The organism is Ruthenibacterium intestinale (genome assembly GCF_040096265.1).
In the GTDB taxonomy this organism is placed as follows: domain Bacteria; phylum Bacillota; class Clostridia; order Oscillospirales; family Ruminococcaceae; genus Ruthenibacterium; species Ruthenibacterium komagatae.
Genome location: NZ_JBBMFA010000090.1, coordinates 28,395 through 53,938, shown reverse-complemented (window position 1 = coordinate 53,938; position 25,544 = coordinate 28,395). Strand labels below are relative to the sequence as shown.

25 protein-coding genes are annotated in these 25,544 nt (G+C 45.5%); all 25 read left to right on the top strand.

Annotation, left to right across the window (positions count from 1 at the left end):
- Positions 1-72 precede the first annotated feature (72 nt).
- The 25 genes from WMO24_RS08385 to WMO24_RS08270 all read left to right on the top strand — a co-directional run bounded on the left by WMO24_RS08385 (position 73) and on the right by WMO24_RS08270 (position 25,368).
- A complete protein-coding gene (locus WMO24_RS08385; protein WP_349215971.1) occupies positions 73-1,821 on the top strand; it encodes a peptidoglycan DD-metalloendopeptidase family protein in 1,749 nt (582 codons plus the stop codon).
- A 134-nt stretch (positions 1,822-1,955) separates the two neighbouring features.
- Positions 1,956-2,885 carry a helix-turn-helix domain-containing protein gene (locus WMO24_RS08380; protein ID WP_022264012.1) on the top strand — a complete coding sequence of 310 codons (930 nt, stop codon included), beginning with the start codon at positions 1,956-1,958 and terminating at the stop codon, positions 2,883-2,885.
- A 53-nt stretch (positions 2,886-2,938) separates the two neighbouring features.
- Entirely contained in the window at positions 2,939-3,019 is an 81-nt protein-coding gene (locus WMO24_RS15865; RefSeq protein ID WP_490363530.1) for a DUF6219 family protein, read from the top strand.
- A gap of 18 nt (positions 3,020-3,037) precedes the next feature.
- Positions 3,038-3,313, top strand: coding sequence for a DUF6110 family protein (locus WMO24_RS08375; protein ID WP_022264011.1), 276 nt, complete (start codon positions 3,038-3,040; stop codon positions 3,311-3,313).
- A 50-nt stretch (positions 3,314-3,363) separates the two neighbouring features.
- Complete coding sequence (locus tag WMO24_RS08370) at positions 3,364-5,466, top strand: heavy metal translocating P-type ATPase (protein ID WP_022264010.1); 2,103 nt, start codon at positions 3,364-3,366, stop codon at positions 5,464-5,466.
- A gap of 162 nt (positions 5,467-5,628) precedes the next feature.
- A complete protein-coding gene (locus WMO24_RS08365; protein WP_207753203.1) occupies positions 5,629-6,231 on the top strand; it encodes a TetR/AcrR family transcriptional regulator in 603 nt (200 codons plus the stop codon).
- A 108-nt stretch (positions 6,232-6,339) separates the two neighbouring features.
- Positions 6,340-8,112 (top strand): ABC transporter ATP-binding protein, encoded by a 1,773-nt coding sequence (locus tag WMO24_RS08360; RefSeq protein WP_022264008.1) that lies wholly within the window; start codon positions 6,340-6,342, stop codon positions 8,110-8,112.
- A 1-nt stretch (position 8,113) separates the two neighbouring features.
- On the top strand, positions 8,114-9,847 hold the full coding sequence (locus tag WMO24_RS08355; protein ID WP_022264007.1) for an ABC transporter ATP-binding protein: 1,734 nt from the start codon (positions 8,114-8,116) through the stop codon (positions 9,845-9,847).
- Between the two features lie 215 nt (positions 9,848-10,062).
- Positions 10,063-10,320, top strand: a complete 258-nt coding sequence (locus tag WMO24_RS08350) for a heavy-metal-associated domain-containing protein (protein ID WP_055141778.1) — start codon at positions 10,063-10,065, stop codon at positions 10,318-10,320.
- Between the two features lie 16 nt (positions 10,321-10,336).
- Entirely contained in the window at positions 10,337-11,119 is a 783-nt protein-coding gene (locus WMO24_RS08345) for a ZIP family metal transporter (protein WP_022264006.1), read from the top strand.
- 49 nt (positions 11,120-11,168) lie between these two features.
- Complete coding sequence (locus tag WMO24_RS08340) at positions 11,169-11,957, top strand: class I SAM-dependent methyltransferase (RefSeq protein WP_349215970.1); 789 nt, start codon at positions 11,169-11,171, stop codon at positions 11,955-11,957.
- 41 nt (positions 11,958-11,998) lie between these two features.
- The gene (locus WMO24_RS08335) at positions 11,999-12,844 is read left to right on the top strand and encodes a hypothetical protein (RefSeq protein ID WP_022264004.1); all 846 of its coding nucleotides are present in this window, start codon (positions 11,999-12,001) and stop codon (positions 12,842-12,844) included.
- Positions 12,845-13,548: 704 nt separating this feature from the next.
- Entirely contained in the window at positions 13,549-14,268 is a 720-nt protein-coding gene (locus WMO24_RS08330) for an ABC transporter ATP-binding protein (RefSeq protein WP_349215969.1), read from the top strand.
- A gap of 57 nt (positions 14,269-14,325) precedes the next feature.
- Positions 14,326-14,691 carry a metal-dependent transcriptional regulator gene (locus tag WMO24_RS08325; protein ID WP_349215968.1) on the top strand — a complete coding sequence of 122 codons (366 nt, stop codon included), beginning with the start codon at positions 14,326-14,328 and terminating at the stop codon, positions 14,689-14,691.
- The gene (locus WMO24_RS08320) at positions 14,684-14,821 is read left to right on the top strand and encodes a hypothetical protein (RefSeq protein WP_156344215.1); all 138 of its coding nucleotides are present in this window, start codon (positions 14,684-14,686) and stop codon (positions 14,819-14,821) included. The genes WMO24_RS08325 and WMO24_RS08320 overlap by 8 nt, the downstream gene beginning before the upstream one ends.
- The gene (locus WMO24_RS08315; RefSeq protein ID WP_082409008.1) at positions 14,811-16,550 is read left to right on the top strand and encodes an ATP-binding cassette domain-containing protein; all 1,740 of its coding nucleotides are present in this window, start codon (positions 14,811-14,813) and stop codon (positions 16,548-16,550) included. The genes WMO24_RS08320 and WMO24_RS08315 overlap by 11 nt, the downstream gene beginning before the upstream one ends.
- Complete coding sequence (cydC, locus tag WMO24_RS08310; protein WP_022264000.1) at positions 16,547-18,205, top strand: thiol reductant ABC exporter subunit CydC; 1,659 nt, start codon at positions 16,547-16,549, stop codon at positions 18,203-18,205. The genes WMO24_RS08315 and cydC overlap by 4 nt, the downstream gene beginning before the upstream one ends.
- Positions 18,205-18,546 carry a nitrous oxide-stimulated promoter family protein gene (locus WMO24_RS08305; RefSeq protein ID WP_055141776.1) on the top strand — a complete coding sequence of 114 codons (342 nt, stop codon included), beginning with the start codon at positions 18,205-18,207 and terminating at the stop codon, positions 18,544-18,546. Before cydC ends, WMO24_RS08305 begins: the two co-directional genes overlap by 1 nt.
- A complete protein-coding gene (locus tag WMO24_RS08300) occupies positions 18,543-18,932 on the top strand; it encodes a YbaN family protein (protein WP_055141775.1) in 390 nt (129 codons plus the stop codon). Before WMO24_RS08305 ends, WMO24_RS08300 begins: the two co-directional genes overlap by 4 nt.
- Before the next feature lie 257 nt (positions 18,933-19,189).
- On the top strand, positions 19,190-19,369 hold the full coding sequence (locus WMO24_RS08295) for a hypothetical protein (protein WP_349215967.1): 180 nt from the start codon (positions 19,190-19,192) through the stop codon (positions 19,367-19,369).
- The gene (locus WMO24_RS08290; protein WP_349215966.1) at positions 19,369-19,731 is read left to right on the top strand and encodes a helicase C-terminal domain-containing protein; all 363 of its coding nucleotides are present in this window, start codon (positions 19,369-19,371) and stop codon (positions 19,729-19,731) included. The genes WMO24_RS08295 and WMO24_RS08290 overlap by 1 nt, the downstream gene beginning before the upstream one ends.
- A 98-nt stretch (positions 19,732-19,829) precedes the next feature.
- Positions 19,830-21,473 carry a recombinase family protein gene (locus WMO24_RS08285; RefSeq protein WP_342681779.1) on the top strand — a complete coding sequence of 548 codons (1,644 nt, stop codon included), beginning with the start codon at positions 19,830-19,832 and terminating at the stop codon, positions 21,471-21,473.
- A 402-nt stretch (positions 21,474-21,875) separates the two neighbouring features.
- Entirely contained in the window at positions 21,876-22,832 is a 957-nt protein-coding gene (locus WMO24_RS08280) for a hypothetical protein (RefSeq protein WP_087234616.1), read from the top strand.
- Between the two features lie 3 nt (positions 22,833-22,835).
- The gene (locus WMO24_RS08275) at positions 22,836-23,318 is read left to right on the top strand and encodes a hypothetical protein (protein ID WP_342681782.1); all 483 of its coding nucleotides are present in this window, start codon (positions 22,836-22,838) and stop codon (positions 23,316-23,318) included.
- Positions 23,305-25,368: a hypothetical protein gene (locus WMO24_RS08270; protein WP_349215964.1), complete on the top strand. Its 2,064-nt coding sequence runs from the start codon at positions 23,305-23,307 to the stop codon at positions 25,366-25,368. The genes WMO24_RS08275 and WMO24_RS08270 overlap by 14 nt, the downstream gene beginning before the upstream one ends.
- The last annotated feature ends 176 nt before the right edge of the window (positions 25,369-25,544 follow it).

Genomic DNA, 25,544 nt, shown 5'->3' with positions numbered 1-25,544 from the left:
ACCTATACATGAAACAACATCGCAGCAGGGAGCCTCCTTTGGCTCCCTGTATCTTTTTTAGGAGGTATGCCATTGAAAGAAGTTAAGACCAAACCGGAAAATGGAAAACCAAGGCTTTTGGATAGTGCCGCCAAAGCCCCAAAAACCGCAATGAAGGATGCATGGCTGAAATCCAAGGAGAAAGCCGTATCGGAATTGAAGGGGACGCCTTTTGCCAGCCAGCAGGGAGAAACCTCCAACGCCCCCGCTAACAGCGCCGGAGATCAAATGCTGTCCGGTATCGAAACCACCGCAAAAAAGAGTGCCAACATTACCTATCGGGGCGGGAAAAAACTGGCGCAGACCACCGCTCGGAAAGTCAAAGAAAAAAGAGAAATTTCCCGTACCCTCTCGGAAGCGAAAAACGCTGGCAGCAAAGCAACGGAGATCACGAAGGATACCGCTTCTAAAATACGGACCAAAAATACCGCTGCCAAGGCGGTCAAAGGAAAACCTCAAAAAGCAGTAAAAACCGCCAGCCGTTCTATGAAAGGTGTGAAGAATAGCGCTAAAGGTATCAAAACTGCCCAGCGCTCGGCAAAGACTGCACAGCAGGCAGCCAAGACAGCGCAGGCCACTGCAAAAGCGGCACAAAAAGCCGCACAGGCCGCCAAGGCTACTGCGAAAGCAACAATTGCAGGAGTTAAAGCGGCGGTCCGTGTAACTATAGCAGCGGTTAAAGCAACCATTGCGGCTGTAAAGGGGTTGATTGCTGCCATCGCTGCCGGAGGTTGGGTAGCTGTAGTGATAATCTTGTTAATTTGTTTGATTGCCCTGATTGTCGGTTCCTGTTTCGGCTTATTTTTCGGTTCGGATTCTACGGGAACCGGCACCAGCGTTACGCAGGCTGTGACAACTTTAAACGGGGAATTTCAGGCACACATTCAAGAAATTGAAGATAGCAATAGCCATAATCGGGTGGAGTTTACTTCAAATGACGGAGTGCTTTCTATCAATTGGGAAGATGTTCTCGCTGTTTTTTCTGCCAAGGTGACCGGTGCGGAAGATGGCACTCAGGTGGCTTCTTTGGATGACACTCAAGTTCAGCAGATGCGGGATATTATGTGGGAGATGAATGCAGTGTCTTCCAGCACCCGTACCGAGAGCCATGAAGTGGAAGTTACCGAAGTAGACGAGGATGGAAAAGAAACTACCCGCACCGAAACGGTAACGGAAACCATTCTGGAAATCTCTCTAACACATAAAACAGCGGAGGAAATGGCGCAGCAGTACAATTTCAATGCAAGGCAGAACGAATACCTTGCCTTAATGTCGGAGCCAGAAAATCAGAATTTGTGGGCAGAACTGCTGGGTGGTTTTAACAGCGGCGGTGGTCAGATCATGAATCCAAATACTGATTGGGAAGGGACCGGGATTTTCCAATGGCCTCTTCCGCAAAGTTATACCATTACCTCATGGTTTGGATACCGTGAGGACCCCTTTACTGGAGAAATTGCCTACCACAGCGGAACCGATATCGGCGCTCCGGGTGGTACACCGATTCTGACAGCGGCAGATGGCACAGTCACCATTGCCAATGCCATCGACACTTGGGGCGGCGGGTATGGATACTATATCAAGATAAACCATAACGATACTTTTGACACCCTGTATGCCCACTGTTCCTCTATCTGCGTGACCGTAGGGCAGGAAGTGAAACAGGGCGAAGTCATCGGTTATGTCGGTACCACCGGCAATTCTACCGGAAACCACCTGCACTTTGAAGTATGGCAGAACGGAGAGCGTACCGATGCGCTTGGATATTTTAAAGCGAAAGAATAAAAATGCTATTCTATTTATAACATCAATTGCGCTGTTCTTGCTTTCATACAGAAATTGTGATAGAATGTAGTTAGTCGTTGCTAACTACATTCTATCACATGACATAATTTCTATTAGAAGGGAGGAGAAACTATGTGTTAACAGAATTTTTGAAAAGTATCCGAGGTGAAAAAGCCTTATGGGAAACAATAATAACAGGTGTGGATGTTTGCAATTTTCGTCTTCAAGGCAATACAAAGGATCCATTTATCCCGATATCCTTACAGCCACTTCACTTTGAAGTTTTCTTTTGTTTTGCAGGTCATGTTGTACTCAAACAACAATGGAATCGTGTGGTTGTTGTAAGAAAGCAGGAAATTCTTTTACTATCTGAGGTATCTTCACTGTATTCCGTCGCATGTACAGCGGATTTGGCAGGAATATTGGTATCCGTAGATGCGACTACGGCAAAAGAGAGTTTATATTCCCTATGTCGTATGATGGGAGACTTAAAATTGAATACTTTTGAAGTAAAAAAATATATGGATAAGCAAGATGGATGTGCTGTTATTCATGGTTCATCTTGGGTTTTTTCTACATTTTCTGAAATAGTCAAAATGGAAGACTTTCAAAAAAGCAGATACTGCGTTTGGAAGTCAGTAGAATTGCTATTTCTGCTAAGTACAGGAACATTGTATCCAAAAGATAAAGATAATCTTAAAATAAGTAAGGTAATAAGAGAAGAGATAAATGAGATTTGCAATTATATGGAGATGCATCTGGATGAAAAAATAACGATTGATTATTTGTGTCACAAATTTTATATATCTCCTACTACATTTAAAAAATATTTTCGCAGTATTCGTGGTCAGCCGGTATATACTTGGCTATCACATAAACGTATGGAAAAAGCCGCTGAACTTCTTCGGTGCTCTTCTATGACTGTACTGGACGTTGCACAGGCAATTGGATACGCAAGTTTAAGTCAATTCAATGTAGCTTTTAAAAGGCACTTTAATTGTACACCCAGACAGTATCGAAATAGGTCTGATTCCATTGGTTTTTGTCTGTTTCCAAAAGAATGATTTAGCTAAAGTTGTTATAATAATTAGACAAAATCTATGAAGGAGGGATCTGGTTGAAACAGCACCGTTTTTGGGCATGGGGAGCCGTGATCTGCCTGCTCATGGTAATGATTACAGGATACAAAAGAAAATAACGGAAAGGAAGATTCTATATGAGTTTATACAATAAATTGGCTCTTTTTGTAGGTGGCACACTTTTCGGATCGGTTGGAATTAAACTGCTGTCCAGCAAAGACGCTAAAAAAGCATATGTTCACGCAACAGCCGCAGGACTGCGTATGAAAGATTATGTCATGGAAACGGTAACGACCGTGCAGGAAAACGCATCGGACATTTTAGCTTCTGCCAAAGATCTGAATGAAGAAAGAGCTGCAAAAGAAGCGGAAGAAGCGGCAGCCGCACAACTTGAAACTTCTGAGGAAGAGTAACAGAAAAGAGCCGTTGATACGGCTCTTTTTTTATGAAGGAGAAGCGACAAATGAAGGCAATTATTTTACACGAAAGCAAAGGGCGTATCCGTTTTCGAATCGGTCAGAAAAAAATGACTTTGCAGGAAGCAGATGTGCTGGAAAATTGGTTTCAAAAGAAATCATGGATCACACAAGTAACTGTCCATGAACGCACCGGGTGTGTGATTCTGCAATACTCCGGGTCACGTAAGGAAGTGCTGGCGGCTATCCGTGAGTTTAACTTGCAGGAAGCGCAATCACAAATCACTTTGCCACTGCACAGCAGCCGTGAATTAAACCGTAAATTTCAGGAAAAGCTGGTCGGAAAAGTGGTACTAAAAGCAGCGTCTATGCTCTTTTTGCCGAAACCATTGCAGATCGCACGAATTGTATGGCATATGCTCCCTTTTTTGAAGAGAGGTATCCACTGTCTTTGGAGAGGAAAACTGAAGGTAGATGTGCTGGATGCACTGTCCATAGGAATTTCCGCATTTCGCAAAGATTTCGGAACAGCAGGAACCGTCATGTTTCTGCTGGAACTGGGCGAACTGTTGGAAGAATGGACCAGAAAAAAATCAATGGAAGACCTTGCTCGCTGTATGGCCCTGAATGTGGATCGGGTATGGCTGAAGACACCGGAATCAGAAATTCTGACAGCAGTATCAGATATCCGCCCAGGTGACAAAATCGTGATTCGTACCGGGAGCATGATTCCTATGGACGGTATCTTAGCCGAGGGGGAAGTCACAGTCAATCAGGCTTCTTTGACTGGAGAGTCTGTACCGGTCGTAAAACACCCGGGAAACACCGTGTATGCCGGTACTGTCATAGAAGAAGGCGAGTGCATACTGGAAGTAAAACAAGCTATGGGTTCCAGCCGATATGATCAAATTGTAACCATGATTGAAAAATCCGAACAGATGAAATCGGCAGCTGAAAGCAAAGCGGCTAACCTTGCAGATAAATTGGTTCCGTATACCTTTGCCGGCAGTATCTTGAGCTTTCTGCTGACACGAAATATCCTGCGGGCCTTGTCGGTACTTATGGTGGATTTCTCCTGTGCGTTAAAATTTTCCATGCCGCTGGCGGTGCTTTCTGCCATGCGGGAAGCCGGAAAAGAACATATCACTGTAAAAGGCGGCAAGTTCTTAGAAGCGGTGGCGGCGGCTGATACCATCATATTTGACAAAACAGGTACATTGACACATGCTTGTCCGAAGGTTACGCAGATCATCACTTTCGGAGAACGAAATGAGTCGGATATGCTGCGCCTTGCGGCCTGTTTAGAGGAACATTTTCCCCATTCTATTGCAAACGCCGTAGTACAAGAAGCGCAGTGCAGAGGGTTATCCCATGAAGAATTTCATTCCAAGGTAGAATACATAGTGGCTCATGGTATTGCCAGTACGGTAAATGAGGAACGGGTATTGATCGGAAGTGCGCACTTCATTTTTGAAGATGAGGGAGTAACTGTTCCGCTAAATGAACAGGAGCGATTTGATCGTCTTCCTGAAGAATATTCTCATTTGTATTTGGCGATTGGCAGAGAGCTTGCAGCAGTGATTTGTATTTCCGATCCGCTGCGCAGGGAAGCTAAAGAAGTATTGACTGCGCTGCGTGCTTTGGGAATTCAAAAAACAGTTATGCTGACAGGCGACAGCTATCGGACGGCATCTACGGTTGCAAACCGCTTAGGGGTTGACGCATTCTGCGCTGAGGTTCTTCCTGCGGATAAAGCAAAATTTGTAGCCGATTTGCGCCAAAAAGGACATATTGTTTTAATGGTCGGAGATGGTATCAACGACTCTCCCGCTCTTTCAGAAGCGGATGCGGGAATTGCCATCAGTGACGGCGCAGCAATTGCCAGAGAAATTGCTGATATTACCATTGCGGCGGACAGCCTTTGGGAGCTTGTTAAGCTGCGTCGTATTGCAATGGCTTTGATGGAGAGAATTCACTCAAATTATCGGTTTGTCATCGGATTTAACGGGACGCTGATAGGCTTGGGATTGGCAGGAATTTTACCTCCCGCAGCATCGGCCGCACTGCACAATCTTTCTACGCTTGGCGTCAGCCTGCGTAGTATGAGTGCTCTGCCGGAACCCAAACAGGATAATGACCGCTGTATATAGCCGGACAACCAAAAGAGAGAAACCTTTGTGTAGTTTCTCTCTTTTTATTCATCCATAAAAAATGCAGAAGCACTTGACATTCAGCTTAAGAGCAACTATAATATAGCAGTGATATATAGCACCGCTATATTTTTTAAGGAGGCGTGTACCATAGATGAGAATCTGACAACTTTGGATCAAATCCATGAGGCGGCAAAAGCGGAGTTTTTGCAAAAAGGCTACAAGGACGCTTCCCTGCGGAATATCGTCAAATCTTTGGGCAAGACACTGGGAGCCTTTTACGGTTATTATAAAAGCAAAGAGGAACTTTTTGAGGCTTTGGTGGGCGAACATTATCAATACTTGATTGATCGCTTTAAGGACGCTCAGAAGCAATTTGCCGACCTGCCCCATGAACAGCAGCCGGAAGTGATGGGCGATATATCAGGGGTATGCATGTTTGATATGCTGCATTATGCCTATCAGCATTTAGAGGAATGTAAGCTCATTCTTTGTTGTTCCGAAGGGACCCGCTTTTCTGGGCTGATTGATGAGATGGTGGAAATTGAAGTGGAGGGGACACACGCTTATCAAAGAGTGCTGGCGGAATTAGGCAGACCCTCCCCGCCGCTTGACCCAACTCTGGAGCATATTTTGATCACCGGGATGTTTCATACGTTTTTTGAACTTGTTATCCATGAAATGCCGCTTCCCGATGCGGAAAACTATGTAAAGGAAATGCGGGCCTTTTACACCGCAGGATGGATGAAAATTATGGGGCAATAACGCCCTATAATTTTTGACTTGCAGTTAGCTTAAACTAACTAAATTAGATATAAGAAGGACAAATCATTGTCCTCTGTATCATAAATGAAATGTAAAGGAGGAATTCTCTTGAAAAAACAATCTAATTTATCGCGCCTGCTCACGATTGCGGGAAGTTACCGATATCTGACCTATGCGTCCTGGATCCTCTCCGCAATCAGCGCATTGATCGCACTCGTGCCTTATTATTTTATCTGGCAGGTCATGCGTGAAGTGCTGGAAGTCGCTCCGGATTTCAGCCGTGCGCAGAATCTGACCTACAACGGCTGGATGGCAGTGATGTTTGCGGTCATTGCGGTACTGGTGTACATCGCCGGGCTGATGTGCTCCCATCTGGGCGCATTTCGCATTGCCACCAATTTGCGTTTGCAGTCCATGAACCATATCGTAAAACTCCCCCTGGGATTTGCGGAACATTTTGGCAGCGGTAAGCTGCGCAAAATCGTCAATGAATCCAGCGCTGCTACGGAAACCTATCTGGCACACCAGCTCCCGGACCGTGCGAACGCCCTCGCAACTCCCTGCGGTCTTCTGGTTCTGCTGTTTGTGTTTGACTGGCGGCTGGGTCTTTTGAGTTTGGCGCCGGTACTTCTGGGCTTTCTCATTATGATGGCGATGACCGGAAAGGAAATGCAGCAGAAGATGAAGGAATATCAGAATGCGCTGGATGATATGTCCAATGAAGCGGTAGAGTATGTCCGAGGTATTCCGGTGGTAAAAACCTTTGGCCAGACCATCTTTTCCTTTAAGAAGTTTAAGGATTCAATTGACCGGTACAAGGTGTGGGTGATTGCCTACACCAAGCAGCTGCGCACGCCTATGATGTTCTATACCGCGGCCATTAACGGTGTGTTTGTCTTTTTGATCGCAGGAGCCTTGCTGTTTACGCAGGATCAGGTCACGACAGAATTTTTGCTCAATCTGGTATTCTATATCATCATTACGCCGATCATTTCCGTGACACTCACACGTATTATGTTCCAGAGCGAAAACGCTATGATCGTGGACGATGCTTTACAGCGGATTGACAGCGTTCTGAATTTGGAGCCGCTGAAAGAAACAGCTCATCCCATGCATCCGAAAGACGGCTCTGTAGAGCTTGAACAGGTACATTTCAGCTATAACGGAGAAAAGGATGTTTTGAATGGCATATCTATTTCTATTCCTGCCGGGCAGACAGTCGCTTTTGTGGGACCGTCCGGCGGCGGAAAAACCACGCTGGCAAATCTGATCTCCCGCTTCTTCGATCCTCAAAGCGGTACTGTAAGGGTGGGCGGCGTAGACGTCCGTGATATTCCGAAAGAAGAACTGATGAACACGGTTTCCTTTGTGTTCCAGAACAGCCGGCTGATCAAAGCTTCCATCTTTGAGAATGTGCGTCTGGGTAAACCGGAAGCCACCCGGGAGGAAGTCATGGCTGCCTTAAAAAATGCCCAGTGCGACGATATCCTTGAAAAACTGCCGGATGGTATGGATACGGTGATCGGCACCAAGGGGGTCTATCTTTCCGGCGGCGAGCAGCAGCGGATTGCTATTGCCCGCGTGATGCTGAAAAATACCCCCATCATTATTCTGGATGAAGCCACAGCTTTTGCGGATCCCGACAATGAAACCAGAGTACAGGCGGCTTTTTCCAAACTGTCTCAGGGCAAAACGGTCATTATGATTGCCCACAGGCTTTCCACGGTGGCCGGTGCAGATCGGATTTACGTTGTAAAAGACGGGCAGATCGCAGAGAGCGGTTCCAGCCGTGAGCTGATGGAAAGAGGCGGTCTGTTCGCCCGGATGTGGCAGAACTATCAGACTTCCATTCAGTGGAAGGTACAAAAGGAGGTACAGTAAGATGATCAGACGTCTGCAAAAACGATATGCCTTGTCCGAACAGGGCGCAAAGGATTTAATTAAGGGCTGTTTTGCCTGCGTCCTGCAAAATATCTCTTTCATGTTCCCGGTGGGATTGCTGTACTGCATGGTGAGCGATCTGATGAACGGCGGTGTTCCGGAAAGCCGGCTTCCCTTCTACATTGTCGGCTGTATTCTCTGTGTGGGATTGATCTTGCTGACAACCTACTTCCAGTATAACGCCACCTATTTTGCCACCTATACGGAAAGCGGCGTGCGCCGTATTACGTTGGCGGAGCGGCTGCGGAAAATCCCCCTGTCCTTCTTCGGAAAGAAAGACCTTGCGGATCTTACCAGCACCATTATGGCGGACTGCACCTTTTTAGAGCAGAGCTTTTCCCACTTTATCCCGGAGCTTGCCGGATCCATCATCTCTACGGTCTTGATTGCCGTCAGCCTGTTCTTCTACGATTGGCGTATGGCGCTGGCGGCTCTTTGGGTGATGCCGGTGGCGTTTGCCATTGTAGGTTTTTCTGCAAAGGTACAGGAAGGGTTTAATCAGAAATCCATGGATGCGAAAATGGCCTGCGCGGATGGAATTCAGGAGTGTATTGAAACGGTGCAGGATCTGAAAGCCAACAACGCTGAAAAAGAATACCTCAAAGGGTTGGAAAAGAAGATCCGCGCGGTGGAACACCGCTCCATTCTCAATGAGTTCGGTTTGGCGGCATTTGTAGTATCCGCATCCCTTGTGTTAAAGCTTGGGATTGCCACGGTTGCGCTTGCAGGCTCCGTTTTGCTGATGCAGGGTAGTTTGGATATTTTGACCTTCTTCCTGTTCCTGCTGGTGGTTTCCCGGCTCTATGATCCCTTGCAGGGTGCGCTGCAGAATCTGGCGGCGGTAATTTCCACCCGGACAAATATCGCCCGTATGAATGAAATCCTTGACCATCCCATTCAGCAGGGCAAAACCAGCCTTTCCAATCAGGGGTATGACATTACCTTTGACCATGTTGGGTTTGCCTACAACACCGGAGAAACAGTATTAAAGGATGTCAGCTTTACTGCCAAACAGGGGGAAGTGACCGCACTGGTGGGTCCCTCCGGCGGCGGTAAAACAACAGTGTCCCGTCTGGCAGCCCGGTTTTGGGATGTGAGCCGGGGAAAAATTACGGTAGGCGGTATGGATGTCTCAAAAGTGGATCCGGAAACGCTGCTTTCTCTTTATTCCATTGTGTTTCAGGATGTTACCCTGTTTGACAACACCATACTGGAAAATATCCGTATCGGTAACAAAGACGCCACAGATGAGGAGGTTCTGGCTGCGGCACGGCTTGCCAATGTGGATGAATTTGCCGAGAAGCTTCCTGATAAATGGAATACTAACATAGGCGAAAACGGTTGTGAGCTCTCCGGCGGAGAACGCCAGCGGATTTCCATTGCCCGTGCCTTCTTAAAGAACGCGCCGATCATCCTTCTTGACGAAGCTACAGCCTCTCTGGATGTGGAGAATGAAACGCTGATACAGACAGCTCTGTCACGGCTGATCAAAGACAAAACTGTTCTGGTGATCGCACACCGGATGCGCACGGTAGCCGGTGCGGATAAAATCGTCGTGCTTTCCGATGGTATGGTGGCGGAAGAGGGCGATCCGGATACCCTGCTCCAGCAAGACGGTATCTATACCCGCATGGTAAAATTACAGACAGAAAGCCAGAACTGGACGCTGGCATAGTGTGATTTTCTGTTGCGGGCATAAACCAGATGTTAGGCAAATGCCGCACGCAAAACATTACTATTTTTGAGTGTGGCTTTGTCTATATCTGGAAACACTTTAGTACAGTATCTTGACAAAATGATGTATGGTATGGTAAAATCAATCAGTTAGAGTTAGCTAACTATTTTTATTTTATTTTGGTTAGCCGGTGCTAACCGCATGGGGATAGAAGAATGCTAAAAGTAACAATGAAAATCGATGGAATGTCCTGTGGAATGTGTGAGGCTCATATAAACGATGCGATCAGAAAAGTATTTTCTGTTAAGAAAGTGACTTCTTCTCACAGAAAAGGGATCACGGAACTGCTTATACAAGACGCCGTTGACACACAGTTACTGAAACATGCTGTGGAAGAATTCGGGTATAAGGTGTTGGATATTCGTTGTGAACCTTATGAAAGACAAGGGTTTTCCCTGTTTAAAAGAAAATAGATGAGGGTGAAAAGACATGCCTTTTGAATTATGGCAGGGGCTGCTGATTCCTTTTGCCGGGACGACGCTCGGCGCAGCCTGCGTCTTTTTTATGCGGAACAATTTGAGTGAACTGGTTCAGCGTGCGCTTACCGGCTTTGCGGCAGGGGTTATGGTGGCGGCTTCCATATGGAGTCTGCTGCTTCCTGCCATGGAACAGGCATCAGACATGGGGCAATGGTCCTTCTTCCCTGCTGTAGCTGGATTCTGGCTTGGTATTTTATTCTTACTGGGATTGGATCGGCTGATCCCGCATCTGCATCGTGGCAGCTCAGAGGCTGAAGGCGTCAAAAGCAGTCTTGGAAAAACAACTATGCTGACTCTGGCAGTAGCACTGCACAATATTCCGGAAGGGATGGCAGTGGGCGCAGTCTATGCCGGGTGGCTCTACGGGGACAGTGGGATCACGCTGGCGGGGGCGCTGGCTCTTTCTCTGGGTATCGCCATTCAGAACTTCCCTGAAGGCGCTATTATATCCATGCCCCTGAAAGCGGAGGGTTTCTCCAAATCCCGCTCATTTCTGTATGGAACGCTGTCCGGTGCGGTAGAACCGATAGGTGCGCTCCTGACCATCCTTCTGGCAGGAATTTTAGTCCCGGTACTGCCCTATGCTCTGAGCTTTGCCGCTGGTGCAATGATTTATGTGGTGGTAGAGGAATTGATTCCGGAGATGTCGGCCGGAAAGCACTCCAATGTGGGAACCATTCTGTTTGCAGTCGGTTTCACTTTGATGATGGTATTGGATGTGGCGTTGGGCTGATACAAAGCTGTTCGAAAAAGGAGGACACAGAATGTCACATTTAGGCGTTGTGGAGGACACACTTTTTGTCCCCATGCTGGGCAGGATTTATGCCAGCGAGCATTGCCCGCAGATCATATATGATAAAAAGGCTTTGGAATTAAAAGAAAAGCTGCCGTCCGACCTGCAGGAAAACGGCAGTCAGAGCCAGTATACCCTGCTGGCTTCAGCGGTGCGGTCTGCTAATATGGACCGTTTCATCCGGTCGTTTTTAAAGCGCAGACCGGACGGTGTGATTGTCCAGCTCGGCTGCGGTCTGGAGACGACCTATTACCGCTGCGATAACGGAAGGACCCGCTGGTATGCCGTTGATTTGCCACACGTCATTGACTACCGGAAGGAACTGCTCCCGCAGTCGGAGCGTGAGACCTATCTTGCTGGAGATGCTTTTACAGAGAATTGGATCAGACAAGTTCGCACGGATTTGCCCGACGCCCCTATCCTTGTTACAGCAGGCGGACTGTTTCACTATTTTGAGGAAGATAAGGTTATTTCCCTGTTTCGTATGCTCAGACAATTCGGAGAAATAGAAGTCGTCTTTGATACTGTGAATAAAAAAGGCATGGCTATGATGCAAAAGAAATACATGAAGCAGGTCGGCCACGCCGATGTGCAGATGTTCTTTTATGTGGATTCAGCAGTGAATTTAGCTGGAAAGATTGGCGGTGGACTTATGGATATGACAGAAGAGCCTTACTACCGTTATATTCCCAAAAACGGCTTAAAACTATCCACCAAGGTCAGTATGGCTGTTTCTGACCGGTTCTGTATGGTGAAGATGATTTGTTTGAATTTATAGTGTTTTCACTTTATACGAATACAATAGCGGAGGGAATTTTAATGTTGGAAAAAGAAAACTTAACGCCGTTTCAAATTCAGCTGCTGCTTTATTACCTGACGGCGGAACCGTCAAAGCGTACGGTAACGGATTCAGCCAGAAGCCTGAATGTGAGTAAATGGGTGGTCACTCGTACGCTGGATACGCTGGAAAAGCTGAATATTGTAGAACGTCTGGAGAATCGCAAAACGGTTTTGACGGTTCCGGGAGTTAAACTGGCAGAAAAGTATCAGAAACAGAGAAAGGTATTAGAAAAATATATGCAGTATCAGGATATCCCTCCTGCACAGATTAAGGAGAATGCCCTTCGAGCATTGGCAGCAAGGTTTTCTGATGAATTTATGGATCGGCTGGCTGAACAGGAAAGCCGGATGCATATCAAAGAAATATTTGCCGGACGCCGAGACTTCCATGGCGGGGATATTTGTAATTACCTCAGTGATGGCAGTTACTATTTTCCGTTCATTATTTACCGGGAACAAATCAAAAATCACAATAACCTTTCCATGGCAAACCGTGGTTTTGAAAATCCGTGTGAAGTCATCGTAAAGGATCATGAAGGACTTGTGTATCTGGCGGCAAAAACCGTATCCGCTCAGTCTATGTCCAGTAAAAATAAAATGGAAGGACGCATCCAGAAGCTGCAATACTTATATGACGGAGAATTCCGTGACGGCGGCATTGACGGGCGTTATGTATTTTTTCCGGTAACGGCACTGCGGTTTATCTCTATGGGAAAAGGCCGGGATACCCTGCTGCATGGAAGCGTATGCCTGAAAATGCAATGCAGTGTTGGGGATATGCATATGCCGGAGAGTACAGCTGTTTTCACCATGTTCATCCATTAAAACAGGCGGATTCAGAAGAAATGAAAAATTTTTTGGAGCAGTTTTGCAACAATGCTGGTTTATCAGTCATGATCGGGGTTTAGACGCTTTTTTAACCCTTCAACAGGCTGTTTGGAGCAGTTTTGCAACAGAAAATCCATTGACAACAAAATGGTAACTGGCTATACTGAATTTGCTTTAAGGAAAATGCGGATTATAAAAGCAGTATATTTTATCATTCGCAGCCCTGTTTGGTCTTTGAGACCGGACAGAAGAGTAACAGGAGAGCAGAGTCAAAAGCAATATGACAACAACGATCCCCCTCTTAAAAACTCCGAAAGGAGCAATTTTTTAGGGGATTAGTTAGCATAACCTAACTCAGACGGATAACCTTTTGCCTCTGCCCGTTTATATCAGGGAAACAAGCGTGTTAACTTGTTCTCCTGACCAGAACATCGCAAAAGGAGGATTGGTGCGCGATATTTTTTATTATGCCGTAGAAACGGCATTATTTTTCACCAAGCGGTTAGATTATGCTAACCGAAACATTGTTTTTATAAATGAATGGAGGTAGACACAATGACAACAACAAAACAGTCATGGTTTAAGCGAAGTTTGGCTGTGCTGCTGGCAATCATGATGGTCATGAGTTTGGGCGTGACTAAACTATGGCCAGTAATATTTTTACCGTAAAAAATCTTTCCTTTTCCTACGGAAAGCAGCAGGTGCTGAACGGATTGGACTTTTCTCTTCACGAGGGGAGAATTACCACATTGATCGGTGCAAACGGATGCGGAAAATCCACATTGTTTAACCTGATGACGAAAAACTTAAAGCCCGATCAGGGGGAAGTGTTTCTGAGAGAGGAAAATATCGCAAATTTGCGTTTAAAAGATTTTGCCAGAGAAGCGGCGATTGTCCATCAATACAATACGGCGCCGCCGGATCTTACGGTCGAAAAGCTTGTGAGCTACGGGCGAACTCCCTATCATACCATGGGGCTTTCATCGGATCCGCAAAAAGATGAAGAAAAAATACAGTGGGCGCTGGAGATCACCCATACAAGCAAGCACAAGGATAAACCGGTAACAGAGCTTTCCGGCGGACAGAAACAGCGGGTGTGGATTGCCATGGCGCTGGCACAGGACACCAAGGTACTGTTTCTCGATGAACCGACCACCTATCTGGATGTCCGTTATCAACTGCAGATTTTAAAACTCATTCAGAAGCTGAACCGGGAGTACGGTATTACCATCGTTATGGTTCTCCATGATATCAACCAGTCGCTGTATTACAGTGACGAAATTGTCGCCATGAAAGATGGCAGGATGATTGCTCACGGTTTACCGGAGGAAATCATTACAAAGGAACTTGTCCAAGAGGTATACGGCGTTGATCTGACCATTCAGTCGGTAGATGGAAAACCTTTTGTTATCCCGGTATAAGGGATAACCCTGAATACATGGAAAGGAGGCATAAGCCGTATGAAACAAAGAAAAACGGTGGAGGATTATCTGAAAGCCGTGTATTTGCTGCAAAAGCAAAACGGCTCCGTACGTGGTGCGGATATTGCAGCAGAGCTTCATGTGTCGCGTCCCACAGTTTCCGTTTCGCTGAAAGAGTTGGAAAAAGAAGGCTATCTTTTCTTAGACGGTGCGCGGGAAGTGCATCTGACAGATAAGGGGCAAACCGTTGCCAGAGAAACTTATGAGCGCCACCAGACCTTCCAGTCCCTTTTAGAAGACCTGGGCGTGGATGGGAAAACTGCGGCGGAGGATGCCTGCCAAATGGAACATGCCGTAAGTCCGAAAAGTTATGAGGCGCTGAGAAGGTGGACAAACAGAAAGAAGGCAAGCGGCTGTGAATAATGCAATGCAATCCCTTTTTTACGGTTTTACATCAGTGCTGCTTGTGATAGCGGTTGCCGCTCTGTGTACAGGCGTTAAGAAAGTGATGAAAAAAATAACAAAAGGCGGACGAAAATATGATGATCAATAAACGGCTCATCGGTACCGTTGCCGAGAGCAAAAAATACATAGCGGGAAATGTAATTCTACAGTGGTGCTCCCTTACGGCGAACATTGCCCTGATGCTCAGTATTTCCCGAATGCTTGCAGAGCTTTTCAGGGGTTCGGCCTCGGTGCAGCTTTTCACAGTGACGGGAATCGTTGTAATTTTGGCGTTGGCAGTCCGGTTTTTCTGCTCCATCGGGGCCGCCAAAATGGGGTACTTCTCCTCCAAAGCAGTCAAAAAGTCTTTGCGTGAGAAGATCTATCAAAAGCTTTTGCGGTTGGGAAGCTCCTACAACGAACAGGTGAAAACTTCGGAAGTGGTGCAGGTGGCGGTGGAAGGCGTCGATCAGCTGGAAACCTATTTCGGCGCGTATCTGCCGCAGTTTTTCTATGCCATGCTGGCGCCGCTCACACTGTTTATCGTACTGTGTTTTGTGAATGTCGCGGCGGCGGTAGTGCTGCTTATCTGCGTGCCGCTGATCCCTGTAGCCATTGCGGCGGTGCAGACCTGGGCCAAAAAACTGCTCTCTAAATACTGGGGACAGTATACGGAATTGGGCGACACTTTCCTTGAAAATTTGCAGGGGCTCACCACTCTCAAAATCTATCAGGCGGATGCGTTTAAACAGCAGGAAATGAACGAGCAGGCGGAAAAATTCCGAAAGATCACCATGAAGGTGCTGACCATGCAGTTAAACTCCATCACCATTATGGACCTGATCGCGTACGGCGGTGCGGCACTGGGCGTCATCATGGCGGTGACCCAGTACCAGAGCGGAGGAGTTTCTCTTGAGGGATGTCTGCTGATTATCCTGCTGGCGGCGGATTTCTTTATTCCCATGCGGCAGCTGGGTTCCTTTTTCCATATTGCCATGAACGGCATGGCGGCCAGCGACAAGATTTTCCGACTGCTGGATTTAGAAGAAACCAAGCCGGAAATCACCGAAAGCTTTCCTTCGGGACACACCATCCGCTGTTCCGGTCTCTCCTTCTCCTATGAGCCGGACCGGGAGATCCTCCATAGCGTTGATCTTACCTTCCCGCAGGGCAGCTTTACGGCGCTGGTGGGAGAAAGCGGCTGCGGTAAATCCACACTGGCTTCGATCCTGATGGGAAGAAACAAAGGATATACCGGAAGCGTTTCGGTGGGCGGCGTGCCCCTTTCCTCCATTCAGGAAGAAAGCCTTCTGCGAAACATCACCTATATCAGCCACCAAAGCTACCTGTTCAAGGGCACGGTGCGGGAGAACCTGCTTATGGGAAAACCCGGCGCTTCCGATGAAGAACTGTGGGCAGTGCTTTCCCGGGTAAACCTCGCAGAATTTTTAAAAGCGGAACAGGGGCTGGATACCCGGCTTTTGGAAAAAGCGTCCAATCTTTCGGGCGGGCAGTGCCAGCGGCTGGCGCTTGCAAGGGCGCTTTTGCATGACAGCCCTGTCTATATTTTTGATGAAGCCACCTCCAACATCGATGTGGAGAGCGAAAACGATATTATGCGTGAAATTCATGAACTGGCAAAAAGCAAAACGGTAATCCTCGTTTCCCACCGGCTTGCCAATGTAGTGGGCGCCGACCATATTTATGTGCTGGATCACGGAATCGTTGCGGAAAGCGGTTCACATGAGGAATTACTTGCCCACCACGGCCTGTATGAACGGCTGTGGAGTGCCCAGCAGACATTAGAGCAATTTGGAAAGGAGCGTGCAAGCGTATGAAAAAGCGAAGCGGATTTGCTGTGATGGCACGGCTGATCGGGCTGGTAAAACCTCTGAGCGGCTATATGTCACTGGCTGTTTTGATGGGGCTCGTCGGGCATTTGTGCGCCGCCTTTATCACCATTTTCGGCGGATACGGTGTGCTGGCAGCCCTTCGGTTTGAAGTACCTTTTACTCTGACAACGGTTTTTATTTCCGTTCTTGTCTTCGCCCTTCTCCGGGGATTTTTGCGGTATGCGGAGCAGGCGTGCAACCACTTTATCGCATTTAAATTACTGGCACTTTTGCGCGACCGGGTGTTCCGCGCACTGAGAAAGCTCTGCCCGGCAAAGCTGGAAGGCCGGGACAAGGGGGATCTGATCTCGGTGATCACCTCCGATATTGAACTGCTGGAGGTGTTTTATGCTCACACCATCTCACCGGCTGCCATCGCGCTGTTGTTTACCATTGTCATGTGCCTGTTCATCGGCTCGTTTCACTGGATCCTGGGCGTGATTGCGCTGGCGGCCTATCTGATCGTGGGAATCGTGATTCCAATTGTGATATCCAGATGCAGCGGGGATGACGGACTGCGTTTCCGCACCAGATCCGGTGAGCTTTCGGGCTTTGTGCTGGACAGCCTGCGGGGGCTTTCCGAAATCCTCCAGTATGGACAGGGAAAAAAGCGCCTTTCCAAAATGAATGAAAAGACGGATGAACTCTCCCGAGACGAAGAAAAGATGAAACGCACTGCCGGGCGAAATACAGCGGTTACCAATACGGTGGTGTTAACATTTGATCTTATCATGCTATTTGCTTCGGCCTTGCTGTACCAAAGCGGCGCAGTGGATTTTGACGGCGTTTTGATCCCTACGCTGGCGCTGTTTTCTTCCTTTGGTCCCGTGATTGCTCTGGCGGCGTTGGGCAGCACCCTGCAGAACACCTTTGCGGCAGGCAATCGAGTACTGGATATTCTGGACGAAACGCCGGTAGTAGAGGAAATCACCGGGAAACCGGAAATCACATTCTCCGGCGCAAAAGCGGAGCAGGTTTCCTTCTCTTACGGGAATGAAACCATTCTTTCGGATGTATCGGTGACAATTCCGGAAAATGCGGTAGTAGGAATTGTGGGCAGAAGCGGAAGCGGAAAATCCACCCTGTTAAAGCTTCTGATGCGGTTCTGGAAGGTGCAGGAAGGCAGCGTGGAGCTTTCTGGCCGATCGGTGGAAGAGATCAACACCAAAAATCTGCGCGATCTGGAGAGCTTTGTGACGCAGGAGACCCAGCTCTTCCACGACAGCATCAAAAACAACCTGCGGATCGCCAAGCTGACCGCCACCGACGAAGAGATTGAAACCGCCTGCAAAAAGGCCTCCGTTCACGATTTTATTATGACCCTTCCCAAAGGCTACGACACGCCGGTGGGCGAACTCGGCGATACTCTTTCCGGCGGCGAACGGCAACGTCTGGGGCTCGCAAGAGCATTTTTACACGACGCACCCTTCCTGCTGTTGGATGAACCAACCAGCAATCTGGACAGCTTAAACGAAGCGGTGATCTTAAAATCCCTGCGGGAAGAACGGGCGGGCAAAACCGTGGTGCTGGTTTCCCACCGGCAGTCTACCATGCGCATCGCTGATACCGTCTATTCGGTGGAACACGGGAGGATGAGCTGATGAAAAGTACAGCCGATAAGCGGGAACGGGAAAAGCGGATGGTATCGGAAATGATTGCCCTGTACTGCCGCAAAAAACACCACACCAAAGGCGGACTTTGTCCCGAATGTGCAGATCTGGAAGCCTATGCCAGGATGAGAAGCGACAAGTGTCCGTTTATGGAGACGAAAACCTTCTGTTCCAACTGTAAGGTACATTGCTACAAACCGGTCATGCGGGAGAAAATCCGGGAAGTCATGCGTTTTTCCGGGCCCAGAATGCTGTTTTCCCATCCTGTGATGGCGGTTTCCCATGTGATCGAATCGAAAAAAGAGAAAAAACGACTGGAGGAATCAAGGTGAAAATAAAGAAGCTTTTATATGTGATTTTAGGCTGTATCGGTTTGGCTCTCGGAGCCGTGGGGGCTGTATTGCCGCTTCTTCCGGCGTTTCCGTTTTTGCTTTTGGCGGCGTTTTGCTTTGCCAAAAGCTCTGAAAAACTGCACCGTTGGTTTACGGGAACAAAGCTGTATAAAAACAATCTGGAAAGCTATGTAAAAGGACAGGGCATGACGTGGAAGACCAAAATCCGGATTATGATTACCGTGACGGTTCTAATGTCGATCGGCTTTATTATGATGCATGCTGTTCCGGTGGGAAGGATCGTTCTGGCTTGTGTTTGGGTATTCCATATCCTTTACTTTGTTTTCCGGGTAAAGACCATTAAACAAACCAATGGTAATCGCTAACATATGAAATGACTTATCCTGAAGGAGGTTAAGAAAGGAAAGCAAAATACAACTCCTCCAATTAGGGGAGTTGTACCGTGTTTCATTTAGAGATATCGGGTATATATAATTTATGTGCAGTAAGCGCTTTTGTCTACGGACAATTGCGCTTTTTTTATTTTCCATTGAGTAGGTTCTGGCTGAGAATTCACAGCGGCAGAGCGCCGCCCCCGACAATCTGAATTTAAAAAATTTCAGATTGATCGGAGGAAATAACGATGGCTTACAACAAAGCCAAAGCGGAAAAAGAATGGCTCCGCTGGAAAGAAGTAGAAGAAAAGAAACTCAGAGAACTCGGTGTGGATGAGGAAACCATCCAACGCCTGCATACATACGATTGGGCTCAGTTTAATAAGGAACGCCAGTATCTGCAGCGACAGGTGGATTGGTCTCCCTAGTGGAAGCCACGCACGGGCACACTCTGGTGCTTTTTACTTCCTATTCCCTCATGGGCGCTGTGTACAATCAGGTGAAAGATCGACTGTCCTTTCCGCTTATGGAAGTATGGCGGCATTCGCAGGAAGTCATCCATCAGTTCAAGCAGGCGCAGAATGCGGTGCTGTTCGCAGCGGGCTCCTGTTGGGAAGGTGTGGACTTTCCCGGCGATATGGTATCATCGCTTATTATTGTGCGGCTGCCCTTTCCTGTTCCCGATCCATTGAGTGAAGCGGAACGGGAGCAGTATCCCACCTTGCAGGACTATACAGGAACGGCTGGCCGATCAACCCCTGATTTCCGACTTCGACTACGACCTGTTTAGCAGCATAGCAGAGAAAATCCTTATTCAGCCAAATACTTCCGTTCACCTTCAACTGCGAAACGGAAAAGTGATATAGCCTACCGGAAAGGAGCATTTATATGGAGCCACAAGCCCCCATCAGGCAGAAAATCATCAGGGAGATTAAACCCTCCCCAGTGCTGCAGGCCAGAACCCGCAATCACAGGCTAAGGGTAGCGGCTTACTGCCGAGTCAGTACAGAGCAGGAAGAACAGCAGACCAGTATCGAAAACCAAATCACCTATTATGACGATTTGATTCGTTCAAATCCTGAGTGGGAATATGCTGGCGTTTTCTCAGACGATGGCATCAGCGGAACCAGAGATGAGAACCGCCCCGGTTTTATGGAAATGATAAAGCAGTGCAAAAAAGGGAAAATCGACATGATACTGGCAAAGTCGCTATCCAGATTTTCCCGAAATACCCTCCAATGCATTTCGTACATACGAATGCTCAAGGATCGGGGCATTATCATCCGGTTTGAAAAAGAAGGGCTGGACACCTCCCGTGTAACAAGCGAAATATTCTTCACATGGACCAGTGCCTTCGCCCAAGGCGAAAGCGAATCTCTGAGCAACAATGTCAAATGGGGCAAACGAAAAGGGTACAGCCAAGGAAAATTCGCCTTTCCCTATAAGAATATGCTGGGCTATAAAAAAGGAGAGGACGGAGAGCCGGAGATTGTGCCGGAAGAAGCAGAACATATCAAAATGATTTTTAACCTGTTCCTGCTGGGCCGCAGCCTGCGCCAGATCAAGGAAGCCTTGGAACGGCGAAACATACTGACGCCACGGGGGAATACAGAATGGGGATTATCCAGTATTGAACATATCTTGCGGAATGAGAAATACATGGGAGATGTGTTGTTACAAAAAAGCTATACAGTAGATTTTCTTACTAAGAAAAAGAAGAAAAACAACGGAGAGCTCACCCAATATTACATCACTGACAACCACCCAGCTATCATCCCCCGTGAAGATTTCCTAAATGTCCAGCTTGAACTGACCAGAAGAAACAGCAAAAAGAAGGTTTCCCAAAAGAAAACCAAGAGTGCGCTGGGCAAATACTGCAGCAAGTATGCACTTTCCGAAAGGCTGGTTTGCGGGGAATGCGGTTCCATGTATCGCCGGACCACTTGGGTAAAAAAAGGCAAGAAGAAAGTAGTCTGGCGCTGCATCAGCCGATTGGAATTCGGAACAAAATACTGCCAACATTCACCAACCATATCGGAAGAAGCCTTACATCAGGCAATCCTCCAATGTATTCAAAAAGTGGTCGGGGACAAAGAAGATATCCTAAAAAATCTGCGTGATGTTCAAGAAAACATTATCCTGTTTTCCGGGAATCAAATCACACCGCAATCGCTGGAAAAGCAAATAGACAAACTGCAGCAGGAAATGTCTGCCTTAGTTAAAATCATTGCTCAAGGCGGTGACAGTGACTTCTATGCCGCCAAGCTGCGGCAGCTTTCCGAACAGAAAATGGACCTCACCAACCAACTGCAGGAAATCCAGAAAAAGAAAATGGCAGATCAGGCACAGGAATATCAGTACCAACAAGCCCTGCTTTATATCAACAACGAGGAAAACCTGAATCTAACTGAATTTAACGATGACTTTATTCGAAGAATTATTGAACAGGTGACCGTTCTATCCGCTACCCAAATCAGAATACGATTTGTTGGTGGATATGAGCAGGACGCAAACCTGCCATTGAAAAAATAGGTTGCCTGCAAAAAAATAGCACCGATGTCCTCAATCCGGGGGGCATCGGTACTATTTTTTTGTGGGTAACTTTAGTATATAGAGAGAAAAATCACTTTCAAAATTGCAGCGTTTCTGTTATAATGAAAATGAGTAAGTGTACGTTGTAGATTGTTCTTTGAAATAAAAGATTTGTGAAGAAAGGGGGGAAAGCATGAAAGTTCAGCCCCCCCCACAAGTAGGAGATAGATTATTCTTATTCCATCGAGAGGTAATCATTACCAAGACCTATTTAACATTTCACCTTGTCAAAATTCGCTATATAAATGACATTGCTGAATTTTGTATAGACTATCATGCTTTATCTTCCCAGCCTGACTACACAAATTCAATTGGAATAAACAAGCTAAGAGGACGGATATAATGAGCAGTATTATGACATTTATTGAAGGATATATGACTGGAAACGCATGGGAAGAACTCTGTGTAAAATGTTATCGTCTAAGATATCAAAGAGAGCATTATACAGCTATCCCTGCAGTGCAAGGTGGAGATGCTGGTATTGAAGGATTTACTCATAGCGGAATAGTTCATCAGTGCTATTGTCCAGAACGTATATATTCAGATAATGAACTTTATACTCATCAAAGGGACAAGCTAACTGCAGATATCGAAAAATTAATGAATAATGGAGAGCGCCTTAAAAAATTAGGAGTTCCGCCTATTGCTGAATGGCATTTTAATATTCCTGAATATAAAGATCCGAGGATTCTTAGTCATGCGCAATCGAAGCAGCAAGAAGTGTTAACTGCCAAAAAGAAGAATCCTACTTTGTTTGCCTATATTTCTGATGATTTTAAAATACTTGTTAAAGTTGCAGAAGATTTTTCACCGGAAATTAGCAGAATTATTCGTACAAACCTTACTGATATGAAGCTTAATTTAGCTGTTCAACATCAAGAGAAGCCTGATTGGTCAAAATGTGATTCCCAAAAAGTCGCTAATATACGTCGTAAAGTAGGAGCAGTAATGCATGTTGACGAAGATGATCCTGATTTAAACTATGTGATTAATGTTTATATTGATTATTATATAGCTGGACTGGAAATCATGAATAACTTACAACTTCATTTCCCAGAAATATATGAAGATCTCTACAAATTAGAACAGAGCTATAAAAGAGAAGTTTCATTGAAAACTCGGATGAATACTGACCGGCAATTAAATCAAAGTTTATTTAATAATATCCTTAACGAGTTTCAAGAAAAACTCGAAAAAGATTTTTCCAAAATGCTGACACAAGCTTCCGTTGTAGAACTAAAACAAGATTTAGTCGCAAGTTGGTTGGCTGATTGTTCTATGGAATTCAGGAGTGTATAACTAATGGTAAATCAGTTTCCTCTACAAGGTGATATAATTTTTGATGCAAAACCAGATGCGGTACCTTATAACTATCGAATAAGTTATAAGGTTTCTCAGTTGTGTCTTATTATGTACATATGTGGATGGGGAACGTCTTGCTCGCTAATTAAACTTCATATGATATCCTTTGCATTGTTATCACGAAAGAACATGGACAATCTATTAGAGTTTTCTGATAAAACAAATGAATCAGTGGTAGTTAGGTTTGATCCAGCAGTAAATAGAGCACTTACATACGCAGTGGCTTATGGCTTTGTCGTACAACAGCAAAACGGGAATTATAAACTAACAGACCAAGGGAAAAATTTCGCAGAGCGAATTAAATTGGCTGGCGATCTAATGGTGACTGAAATTAGAGAACTTACAGATTTGTCAAAAAGACTTACTGAATCAAGGATTAAGGAACTCACTGAAATTTGGAGGGATAGACATGCTGAGGATTAATAGATTACGTGTTGAAATTAATACTGCAAACGGCATGTATGGAATAGATGAATCTTTTAAAAAAGGGTTAAATTTTGTGGCAAGTAAGGAAAACACTTGCGGAAAAAGTTCTATACTTGCAGCTATATATTATTGCCTTGGTTTTGAGCAGATACTGGGTGGTGTCGCAGGTATTGGTGGGAAGGTATTAACATCTGCTTTTAAAAATACAATTGATGACAATGGAAAATCATGGAATGTTACAGAATCTGGAGCCTATCTTGAAATCAGTAATGGCTCCGAAGAAATAACAGTTTATAGAAGCATTAAAGCAGAAAATAAAGACAATAGACTTATTACTGTATATTTTAGTGAATATGATTTGATTAGTAATCCCAAAAACCAGTCGGAAGATTTTTATGTAAACATTCAGCATGCTGCTACAAGTCAACGAGGATTTCATGCATTTTTAGAGGACTTTTTACATTTAAATCTTCCTTTAGTTCGCACATCTGATGGTAGTGAACGAAAACTTTATTTACAAATCATTTTTTCAGCTATGTTTATTGAACAAAAACATGGCTGGTCTGATATCCTGTCGGGAATGCCCGTATTTGGCATTCGAGAGTCGAAAAAGCGAGTGGTTGAATATATACTTGGTCTCGATACCTTTAAAAACGAAAAAGAGCGAGATCGACTAAATGGTATAAAAACAGACCTTGAAAATAAGTGGGAACAGCTTATCAAAGAAATACAGCGACGTGCTTATTCCGAATCTTGCGATATTGTTAATATCCCCGTGCATCCCTGTGTGCTTTCAGACAAACAGTTTTCGCGTATTGCTATTCTAACAGTTGAGAAAACTACTATAGATGAAAAAAACAATCAATTAAAAACGGAATATGACTCATTGCGTCAATTGAAGCCACGAGTGACTGATAATTTTGAGGCTTTAAATACAGAGCTTTCAGAAACAGAAGCAGCCATTCTCAAATTTGAAGAGATTGTACGTCATCTAATGCAGAAATTATCTGGAATTAGTGAAACAATTCATCGGCTGACTTCTGATCTTCAACTTATTTGTACTGATATTAGAAATAATGAGGATGCAGCCAGATTACAAAAATTTGGTTCGGAAGTTAGTAATGGGCAGATAAGTGCAAATATTTGTCCAACTTGCAAACAGCAAATTCAAGATAATCTTTTAGAAGCTAATCCGTGTAGTGGCTTTATGAGTATTGAAGAAAACATACGGCATCTTAAGGCGCAAAAAAGTATGCTGGAATTTTCTCTCAATAGCCGTAAGAATACTCGTGACGCGCTACAAAAAGAAAAAGATAGCTATGAAAGTAGACTATTAACTTTACGCCGTTTAGCGCAAACCCTTCGGTCAGACCTTTTTACCACAACAGATACCGAAGCATCTGAAGCAATAATTTTAAAAAAGATAGAAATATCGAAACAAATTGAGCAGTTATCAGATTTGCAAGATGCATTTTATTCTTTTCTTGATAATCTAAATGACTTATCGGAAAAGTGGAATGATTATTTAGAGCAGAAAAGTCGTTTGCCGAAGAAGGGGATTTCTGAAATGGATATGAGCAAAATAGCTCTATTGAAATCTCACTTTATTGACAATCTGCGAAGATACCACTATAGTAGCTTATCAAGTTTTGACGGTATAGAAATCTCAGAAGAATCTTTGCTACCAACCATTGATGGATTTGATATGAAATTTGATTCATCTGCAAGTGATGGAATCAGAACAATTTGGGCTTTTACACTGGCTCTTTTACAGGTTTCGATTGAAAAAGACGGAAATCATCCCGGAATTATTATTTTTGATGAACCCGCTCAACAAAGTATAGTTTCAGAAGATATGAACAGCTTTATTCAGTCAGTATCTGAAGTTAGTTCCCAAAGCCAGATAATTATGGCCATAACACTTAATAGTCATGAACTTATTCATATTATTGATGAGTTGGATACCGATAAATATCATAAGCTGGAGATTGCAGATAAAGCATTTAAACGATTTGAAAAAATGGGCTCAAGGGAAGTGTCAGATTAAGTAACTGAAAGGGGCATCTAAAGTGACCACCCCTTCCAACAAGAACGACCGTCGTATCCCGACGGTCGTTTTTGTTTGTGGCTTCGAGAGGATGCGATGAGAACAGCACGGCCCGCCCGCTGGCGGCTGAAAAACTTTTCCAGACGCACATATTTTTCTCCGGACAGGGCACAGTA

Excerpts from the sequence above, each read along its gene's own strand:
- WMO24_RS08355 (WP_022264007.1), top strand. The coding sequence starts at position 8,114 with ATGATCAGACGTCTGCAAAAACGATATGCCTTGTCCGAACAGGGCGCA.
- WMO24_RS08315 (WP_082409008.1), top strand. The coding sequence starts at position 14,811 with ATGATCAATAAACGGCTCATCGGTACCGTTGCCGAGAGCAAAAAATAC.
- WMO24_RS08285 (WP_342681779.1), top strand. The coding sequence starts at position 19,830 with ATGGAGCCACAAGCCCCCATCAGGCAGAAAATCATCAGGGAGATTAAA.
- WMO24_RS08275 (WP_342681782.1), top strand. The coding sequence starts at position 22,836 with ATGGTAAATCAGTTTCCTCTACAAGGTGATATAATTTTTGATGCAAAA.
- WMO24_RS08305 (WP_055141776.1), top strand. The coding sequence starts at position 18,205 with ATGAAAAGTACAGCCGATAAGCGGGAACGGGAAAAGCGGATGGTATCG.
- WMO24_RS08350 (WP_055141778.1), top strand. The coding sequence starts at position 10,063 with ATGCTAAAAGTAACAATGAAAATCGATGGAATGTCCTGTGGAATGTGT.
- WMO24_RS08345 (WP_022264006.1), top strand. The coding sequence starts at position 10,337 with ATGCCTTTTGAATTATGGCAGGGGCTGCTGATTCCTTTTGCCGGGACG.
- WMO24_RS08280 (WP_087234616.1), top strand. The coding sequence starts at position 21,876 with ATGAGCAGTATTATGACATTTATTGAAGGATATATGACTGGAAACGCA.
- WMO24_RS08270 (WP_349215964.1), top strand. The coding sequence starts at position 23,305 with ATGCTGAGGATTAATAGATTACGTGTTGAAATTAATACTGCAAACGGC.
- cydC (WP_022264000.1), top strand. The coding sequence starts at position 16,547 with ATGAAAAAGCGAAGCGGATTTGCTGTGATGGCACGGCTGATCGGGCTG.
- WMO24_RS08370 (WP_022264010.1), top strand. The coding sequence starts at position 3,364 with ATGAAGGCAATTATTTTACACGAAAGCAAAGGGCGTATCCGTTTTCGA.
- WMO24_RS08375 (WP_022264011.1), top strand. The coding sequence starts at position 3,038 with ATGAGTTTATACAATAAATTGGCTCTTTTTGTAGGTGGCACACTTTTC.
- WMO24_RS08335 (WP_022264004.1), top strand. The coding sequence starts at position 11,999 with ATGTTGGAAAAAGAAAACTTAACGCCGTTTCAAATTCAGCTGCTGCTT.
- WMO24_RS08295 (WP_349215967.1), top strand. The coding sequence starts at position 19,190 with ATGGCTTACAACAAAGCCAAAGCGGAAAAAGAATGGCTCCGCTGGAAA.